The 6974-nt window shown below is 72.5% G+C and carries 8 protein-coding genes and 1 pseudogene; 5 read left to right on the top strand and 4 right to left on the bottom strand.

Translation table 11 applies throughout. From position 1 onward, the window contains the following. Positions 1-630: methylmalonyl-CoA mutase family protein (locus FXF50_RS28940; RefSeq protein ID WP_255510251.1), on the bottom strand; the 630-nt coding region annotated here is incomplete at its 3' end. Positions 631-781: 151 nt separating this feature from the next. Between FXF50_RS28940 and FXF50_RS28945 the strand changes: the two genes are divergently transcribed. Genes FXF50_RS28945 through FXF50_RS28955 form a run of 3 tightly spaced genes read left to right on the top strand, consistent with a single transcriptional unit; the run spans position 782 to position 3314 of the window. Continuing rightward, positions 782-1627, top strand: a complete 846-nt coding sequence (locus tag FXF50_RS28945; protein WP_148432100.1) for an ABC transporter ATP-binding protein — start codon at positions 782-784, stop codon at positions 1625-1627. After that, on the top strand, positions 1627-2472 hold the full coding sequence (locus FXF50_RS28950) for an ABC transporter permease (protein WP_148432101.1): 846 nt from the start codon (positions 1627-1629) through the stop codon (positions 2470-2472). The genes FXF50_RS28945 and FXF50_RS28950 overlap by 1 nt, the downstream gene beginning before the upstream one ends. A gap of 32 nt (positions 2473-2504) precedes the next feature. Beyond that, on the top strand, positions 2505-3314 hold the full coding sequence (locus tag FXF50_RS28955; protein ID WP_148432102.1) for an alpha/beta hydrolase family protein: 810 nt from the start codon (positions 2505-2507) through the stop codon (positions 3312-3314). A 40-nt stretch (positions 3315-3354) separates the two neighbouring features. On the opposite strand, the gene FXF50_RS28960 is transcribed toward FXF50_RS28955, so the two are convergent. Together FXF50_RS28960 and murA are read right to left on the bottom strand one after the other, a co-directional pair. Then, positions 3355-4203 carry a 3-hydroxyacyl-CoA dehydrogenase family protein gene (locus FXF50_RS28960; RefSeq protein WP_148432103.1) on the bottom strand — a complete coding sequence of 283 codons (849 nt, stop codon included), beginning with the start codon at positions 4201-4203 and terminating at the stop codon, positions 3355-3357. Positions 4204-4279: 76 nt separating this feature from the next. Next, a complete protein-coding gene (murA, locus tag FXF50_RS28965; protein WP_148432104.1) occupies positions 4280-5719 on the bottom strand; it encodes a UDP-N-acetylglucosamine 1-carboxyvinyltransferase in 1440 nt (479 codons plus the stop codon). Between murA and FXF50_RS28970 the strand changes: the two genes are divergently transcribed. After that, positions 5718-6290: a cob(I)yrinic acid a,c-diamide adenosyltransferase gene (locus FXF50_RS28970; RefSeq protein ID WP_091318767.1), complete on the top strand. Its 573-nt coding sequence runs from the start codon at positions 5718-5720 to the stop codon at positions 6288-6290. The genes murA and FXF50_RS28970 overlap by 2 nt on opposite strands. Next, positions 6266-6685: a VOC family protein gene (locus tag FXF50_RS28975; protein ID WP_148432105.1), complete on the top strand. Its 420-nt coding sequence runs from the start codon at positions 6266-6268 to the stop codon at positions 6683-6685. The genes FXF50_RS28970 and FXF50_RS28975 overlap by 25 nt, the downstream gene beginning before the upstream one ends. 56 nt (positions 6686-6741) lie before the next feature. Here FXF50_RS28975 and FXF50_RS28980 read toward each other — a convergent pair. Continuing rightward, a pseudogene (locus FXF50_RS28980) lies at positions 6742-6974 on the bottom strand (hypothetical protein); the annotation flags it as partial.

The following is a 6974-nucleotide window of genomic DNA, read 5'->3' on the forward strand; positions in this document are numbered from 1 at the left end:
GGGCACCTGACCGGAGTCGCGTACCTGGTCGAGCACGGCGACCGCGGTGGCCAGGGCGAAGCCGACCTCCTGCACCGGCGTCGCGCCGGCCTCCTGGAGGTGGTACGAGCAGATGTTGACCGGGTTCCACTTCGGCATCTCGCGCAGCGTGTACGCGATGATGTCGGCGGTCAGCCGCAGCGACGCCGCCGGCGGGAAGATGTACGTCCCGCGGGACAGGTACTCCTTGATGATGTCGTTCTGCGTGGTGCCGGCGCAGCGGGCCAGCTCGGCGCCCTGCTCGGCGGCGACCGTGCCGTAGAGGCCGAGCAGCCACATGGCCGGCGCGTTGATGGTCATCGAGGTGTTCATCTCGGCGAGCGGGATGCCGTCGAAGAGGGCCCGCATGTCACCGAGGTGCGCCACCGGCACGCCCACCCGGCCCACCTCGCCGGCGGCCAGCTCGTGGTCCGGGTCGTAGCCGGTCTGGGTGGGCAGGTCGAAGGCGACCGAGAGACCGGTCTGCCCCTTCGCCAGGTTGCGGCGGAAGAGCGCGTTGGTGGCCGTGGCGGAGGAGTGCCCGGCGTAGGTGCGCATCACCCAGGGCCGGTCACGCTCGGGCAGCCGCCCCGAAGGAGCCTTCTCGTCCATGGCCGGAGTTTAAGTTACCGTTCAGTAAAACGGGCTGTGGAAAACCACACAGGTCCATGGAGCGGACCGACGGGCAGGAGCGGCGCGACATGGCCGACACCACCACACCCCGGGCCGCCGGCCGGCCCGCCGGAGTCGCACACTGGACGTCATGGATGACGAGCTCGCGATCTCCGTACGGGGACTGCGCAAGGCGTACGGCGACACCGTCGCGGTGGCGGGGGTGGACCTCGACGTCCACCGCGGCGAGGTGTTCGCCCTGCTCGGCCCGAACGGCGCGGGCAAGACCACCACGGTGGAGATCCTGGAGGGCTACCGGCGGCGCGATGCGGGCGAGGTCCGCGTGCTGGGCGCCGACCCGGCCCACCCGGACGCGGGCTGGCGGTCCCGCGTCGGCATCGTGCTCCAGGGCACCGGCGAGTTCGACGAGCTGACCGTGGCCGAGGTGGTGCGGCACTTCGCCGGCTTCTACCCCGACGCCGACGACCCGGACAAGGTGGTCGAGCGGGTCGGGCTGGGCGCCAAGGCCCGGGCGCGCACGCACACCCTCTCCGGCGGGCAGAAGCGCCGGCTGGACGTGGCGCTGGGCATCGTGGGCCGCCCCGAGCTGCTCTTCCTCGACGAGCCCACCACGGGCTTCGACCCGGAGGCCCGGCGCGAATTCTGGGAGCTGATCCGCGACCTCTCGGCCGCCGGCACCACGATCGTGCTCACCACCCACTACCTCGACGAGGCCGAGGCCCTGGCCGACCGGGTCGGCGTGATCGCCGCGGGCCGGGTGGTCGAGGTGGCCCCGCCGAACCGGCTGGGCAACCGGCAGGAGGCGCTGGCGACGGTCTCCTGGCGTACCCGGGACGGGGCGCCGGAGACGGCGGAGACCGCGACGCCGACGGCGCTGGTGGCGGAGCTGGCCGCGCGCTTCGGCGGCGAGGTCCCCGGCCTCACCGTGACCCGGCCGACCCTGGAAGACGTCTACCTGCGGATGATCGGACACTGATGACGACCACCACGAAGCCGGCCGCCCCGGTCGCCGCCGCCCCCGGTCGCCGGCGGGGCGGGGCCGCGCTCGCCCTGCGGCAGGGCCGGCTGGAGATCACCCAGTTCCTGCGTTCCCGGGAGTCCGTCGTCTTCACGATGGGCTTCCCGGTCATCATGATCCTGATCTTCGCGGCGATCTTCAACGACGAGATCGTCCCCGGCGTCAGCTACACGCAGTACTTCATCACCGGCATGATCGCGACCGGTCTCATGACGGTGAGCTTCCAGAACCTCGGCATCTGGATCCCGATCGAGCGGGACCGGGGCGTGCTCAAGCGCTACCGGGGCACCCCGATGCCGAAGTGGGTCTGGTTCGCCGGCAAGGTGCTCATGGTGGTGGCCATCGGCATCGCCGAGACGGCGCTGCTGCTCGCCGTGTCGGTGGCGCTGTTCGACCTGAAGCTGCCGGCGACCGCCGCCAAGTGGGCCACCTTCGGCTGGGTCGCCGTCCTCGGCGTCACCGCCTGCACCCTCTGCGGCATCGCCATCTCGTCCCTCGCCCGCACGGCCCGCAGCGGCTCGGCGGTGGTCACCCCCGTCGCCCTGGTCCTCCAGTTCATCTCCGGCGTGTTCTTCGTCTTCACCAGCCTGCCGAGCTGGATGCAGCAGGTCGCCGCGCTCTTCCCGCTCAAGTGGATGTGCCAGGGCCTGCGGTCGGTCTTCCTGCCGGACAGCTTCGGGGCGCAGGAACCGGCCGGCTCGTTCGAGCTGGGCCGCGTCGCCCTCGTCCTCGGCCTCTGGTGCGTGATCGGCCTGGTGCTCTGCCTGACGACCTTCCGCTGGACCACGAAGCGCGACGGCTGACGGCACCCACCGCGGGTGGCACACTCGCGGGCATGGCTCACCTCCTGACCCGGCGCACCCTGCTGGGCGCCGCGGCCGGCGTGGCCGGCGCCGCGGTGGTCGGCGGGCTCGCCGCCCGGCAACTGGCTGAGCCCCGGCCCGGGCCGGCGCCCGCCGTGCCCGACGCGCCGGCCGGGGACGAGCGCCTGATCCGCATCCGGTCCGGGGCCCGCGACCGCGAGGTGGACTTCTGGACGGCCGTGCCCGAGGGGTACGGCGACGGCCGTGGCCTGCCCGTCTGCCTGGTCCTGCACGGCGCCTCGGCCACGCCCCGCGACTACGGCCGGTTCGGGCTGGCCCGGTTCCTCACCGACGCGGTACGCCGTGGCGCCCCGCCCTTCGCGCTGGCCGGGGCGACCGGCGGCCGGCTCTCCTGGCGCCGCTCCGGCGACGACGACCCGCAGCGGATGGTCCGGGAGGAGTTGCCCACCTGGTGCGCCCGGCGCGGCTTCGACAGCAGCCGGCTCGCCGCCTGGGGCTGGTCGATGGGCGGGTTCGGGGCGCTGCTCCTCGCCGAGGCGTACCCCGGTTGGCTGCGCGCGGTGGCCGCCTTCTCCCCCGCGGTCCGCCCGGGCGACGCGGTCTTCGCCGGCGTGGACCGGCTGCGCGGCACCCCGGTCGGCCTCTTGTGCGGCCGGCAGGACAACTTCCTGAAGGACGTCCGCGCGCTGTCCCGGGCGCTGCCCGAGCCCCCGGCACGCGCCGCCTGGGCGGACGGCCGGCACAACTTCGCCTACTGGGGCAGCGTCATCCCGGACGCGTTCGCCCTGCTCGGCGCGGCCCTCACCCCGCCGAAAGCGTGACGCCCCCAACCGGGGCGGCCGGGGGCGTCACGCCCACGGATCAGTAGCTGTAGAAGCCCTGGCCGGTCTTGCGGCCCAGGTCGCCGGCCGTGGCCATGCGCTGGAGCAGCTCCGGCGGGAAGAACTTCTCGTCGGCGGTGTCGGTGTAGATGTTCTTGCTGGCGTTGAGCAGCACGTCCACGCCGGTCAGGTCGACCGTGGCCAGCGGGCCCATGGCGTGGCCGAAGCCCAGCTTGCAGGCGGTGTCCAGGTCCTCGGCGGAGATCACGCCGGACTCGACCAGCTTGACCGCCTCCATGGCGAGGGCGCAGATCAGCCGGGTGGTGACGAAACCGGCGATGTCCCGGTTGACCACCACGACGGTCTTGCCGATCTCCTCGGCGAACGCCTTCGCCGTGGCCAGGGCCGCGTCGCTGGTCTTGTAGCCGCGGACCAGCTCGCACAGCTTCATCATGGGCACCGGCGAGAAGAAGTGGGTGCCGACGACCGACTCCGGGCGCTCGGTGGCGGTGGCGATCTGGGTGACCGGGATGGCCGAGGTGTTGGTGGCCAGCACCGCGTCGGACTTGCAGATCTTGTCCAGCGCCCGGAACACCTCGTGCTTGATCTCGATCTTCTCGAAGACCGCCTCGACGACGATGTCCGCGTCGGCCGCCGCCTCCAGTTCGGTGGTCGGGGTGATCCGGGCCAGGGTCGCCTCGACCTCGGACTCCTCGATCTTCCCCTTCTCGGCGAACTTCTGAAGCGACTTCCGGATGCCGTCGACGCCCCGCTTGGTGGCCGCGTCGTCCAGGTCGCGCAGCGTCACCTGCCAGCCCGCCTGCGCCGCCACCTGGGCGATGCCCGAGCCCATCAACCCGGCACCGACGACCGCGAGTCGACCCGCCATCTGCTTCTCCCTCGCTGAAATGAGTGTCTGCGAGCACCCTAATCCGCGAGGCTGAACGACTGCTAAGGCGGCCCTCTCAGATGGCGAGGTCGGGTTCCTCCGGTGCGGTGCCGCGTTCCACCTCGACGCCGAGGGCCCGCAGGTCGGCCACGAAGTCCGGATAGCCGCGGTCGACGTGGTGCACGTGGGAGACCTCGGTGACCCCGTCGGCGCAGAGCCCGGCGATGATCAGGCCGGCGCCGGCCCGGATGTCGGTGGCGCGTACCGGGGCGCCGGAGAGGCGCTCGTGGCCGCAGACCAGGGCGTGGTGACCGTCGGTCCTGATGTCCGCGCCGAGCCGCATCATCTCGTTGGCGAACATGAACCGGCCGTCGAAGATGTTCTCGGTGATCAGCGAGGCCCCGTCGCTGACCGCGGCCAGCCCGATCGCCATCGGCAGCAGGTCGGTGGCGAAGCCCGGAAAGGGCAGCGTGACCACGTCGACGGCCTTCGGCCGGTCGTCCATGCGTACCCGGAAGGCGCCGCCCCGGGTCTCCACCAGGCCGCCGGCCGAGACCAGCTTGTCCAGCGCGACCTCCAGGTAGGCCGGGTCCACGCCGGTCACGGTCACGTCGCCGCGGGTCATGGCGGCGGCGAACGCCCACGTTCCGGCGACGATCCGGTCCCCCACCGTGGCGTGCCGGACCGGGCGCAGCTCGGGCACCCCGGCGATGTGCAGGGTCGACGTGCCGGCCCCCTCGATCCGGGCGCCCATCCGGTTCAGCATGGTGCAGATGTCGACGATCTCCGGCTCCCGGGCCGCGTTGTCGATCGTCGTGGTGCCCCGGGCCAGCACCGCCGCCATCACCAGGTTCTCGGTGGCGCCGACGCTCGGGAAGTCCAGCGGGATGTCCGCGCCGTGCAGCCCGTCCGGTGCCTCGGCGATGACGAAGCCGTGCTCGCCGGAGATCTCCGCGCCCATCCGGGCCAGCCCGGCGATGTGCATGTCCAGCCCGCGGGAGCCGATGGCGTCCCCACCGGGGTGGGCCACCCGCACGTACCGCCGGCGGGCCAGCAGCGGCCCGAGCACGCAGATCGACGCGCGCAGCCGGCGGACCAGGTCGTAGTCGGCCTCCGCGCCCGGCTGCTCCGGCACGTCGATCACCACCGACCGCGACCGTTCCACCCCGCCGCGGGCCACCATGGGGTCGACCGGGTCGTCGGCGGCGAAGCGTACGACGCAGCCGAGCCGGCGCAGCACCTCCCCCATGATGGCGATGTCGGTGATCCGGGGGACGTTGGTGATCACGCTGCGCCCCGGGGCGAGCAGCGCCGCCGCCATGAGCTTCAGCGCCGAGTTCTTCGCCCCGACCACGTGCACGGTGCCGGCCAGCCGGGCCTCACCGAGCACCCGGATGACGTCGACGTCGTTGACCGCCGGGTCGCCGGCGTCACCCGGCCCCACACCGGCCGGCCAGCCGGCGCGCGCCGGCCGCGCCGGGATCGTCAGGTCCGGTATCCGTAGGCTGTGCGTCATGGCCGTCCACCTCACGCGCATCTACACCAAGGCCGGCGACGCCGGCATGACCAGGCTGAGCAACAACGAGCAGGTGCCGAAGACCGATCCGCGGATCGCCGCGTACGCGGACGTGGACGAGTGCAACGCCGCCATCGGCGTCGCGCTCGCCCTGGGGCAGCTCCCTGACGAGCTGCGCGCGGTGCTGGGGTCGATCCAGAACGACATGTTCGACGTCGGCGCGGACCTGGCGACCCCCGTGGAGCCGGACCCGAAGTACCCGCCGCTGCGGGTCACCGAGGAGTACGTGGAGCGCCTCGAGGGCTGGTGCGACGAGTACAACGCGCGCCTGAGCAAGCTCGACTCCTTCATCCTCCCCGGCGGCACCGCTGGCGCGGCACTGCTGCACGTGGCACGGACGACCGCCCGGCGCGCCGAGCGTGCGGCGTGGGCGCTGGTCGCGCACGACCCGGACCGGACCAGCACGCTCCCGGCAAAGTATCTCAACCGGCTCTCCGATCTGCTCTTTATCCTGTCAAGAACGGCAAATCCGGATGGGGATGTGCTATGGGTGCCGGGCGGCAAGCGCTGACCGTCGGCGCGCTGCACCACGTGGAGGTGTGGGTACCCGATCTCGCCGCTGCCAGGCGTAGTTGGGGCTGGCTCCTCGGCGAACTGGGCTGGACGCCGTACCAGGACTGGCCGGCCGGCCGGTCCTGGCGGCTCGGCCCGACGTACCTGGTCCTGGAGGAGTCGCCGGCGCTCACCGGGCGCGCCCACGACCGGTGCGCACCGGGTCTCAACCACCTGGCCTTCCACGCCGGCCCGCCGGCCGCCGTGGACCGGCTGGTCGCCGCCGCGCCGGGGCACGGGTGGGAACTGCTCTTCCCGGACCGGCACCCGCACGCCGGCGGCCCGGAGACCTACGCGGCTTACCTCTCCGACACCCAGGGGTACGAGGTCGAACTGGTCGCCGAGGTCGACTGACCCGGAGACGCCGAAGGCCGGCACCCGTTCGGGGTGCCGGCCAGCGCTTGCTTGTGTCAGCTGTTCCAGTTGTGGGCGACGATGTCGGCGGCCTGCTGCTCCCACTGCGCGTACGCGTCCGGGTAGGCCGAGACCTGCACGGTCTGGGCGGCCTCGGTCAGCGGCATGTCCTGCCAACCGTCGACCTGCTTCAGACCCTTCAGGAACGCGAGCGTCGAGTACTCGGGGTCGGTGATCTGCTCCGGCGTACCCCAACCACTGGACGGGCGCTGCTGGAACAGACCCAGCG

It is taken from the genome of Micromonospora sp. AP08 (genome assembly GCF_008085935.1).
Classification (GTDB): Bacteria; Actinomycetota; Actinomycetes; order Mycobacteriales; family Micromonosporaceae; genus Micromonospora; species Micromonospora chersina.

Bases quoted from the DNA above. Each gene is read 5' to 3' on its own strand.
- murA (WP_148432104.1), bottom strand. From the start codon at position 5,719: ATGACGCACAGCCTACGGATACCGGACCTGACGATCCCGGCGCGGCCG.
- FXF50_RS28970 (WP_091318767.1), top strand. From the start codon at position 5,718: ATGGCCGTCCACCTCACGCGCATCTACACCAAGGCCGGCGACGCCGGC.
- FXF50_RS28960 (WP_148432103.1), bottom strand. From the start codon at position 4,203: ATGGCGGGTCGACTCGCGGTCGTCGGTGCCGGGTTGATGGGCTCGGGC.
- FXF50_RS28955 (WP_148432102.1), top strand. From the start codon at position 2,505: ATGGCTCACCTCCTGACCCGGCGCACCCTGCTGGGCGCCGCGGCCGGC.
- FXF50_RS28950 (WP_148432101.1), top strand. From the start codon at position 1,627: ATGACGACCACCACGAAGCCGGCCGCCCCGGTCGCCGCCGCCCCCGGT.
- FXF50_RS28945 (WP_148432100.1), top strand. From the start codon at position 782: ATGGATGACGAGCTCGCGATCTCCGTACGGGGACTGCGCAAGGCGTAC.
- FXF50_RS28975 (WP_148432105.1), top strand. From the start codon at position 6,266: ATGGGTGCCGGGCGGCAAGCGCTGACCGTCGGCGCGCTGCACCACGTG.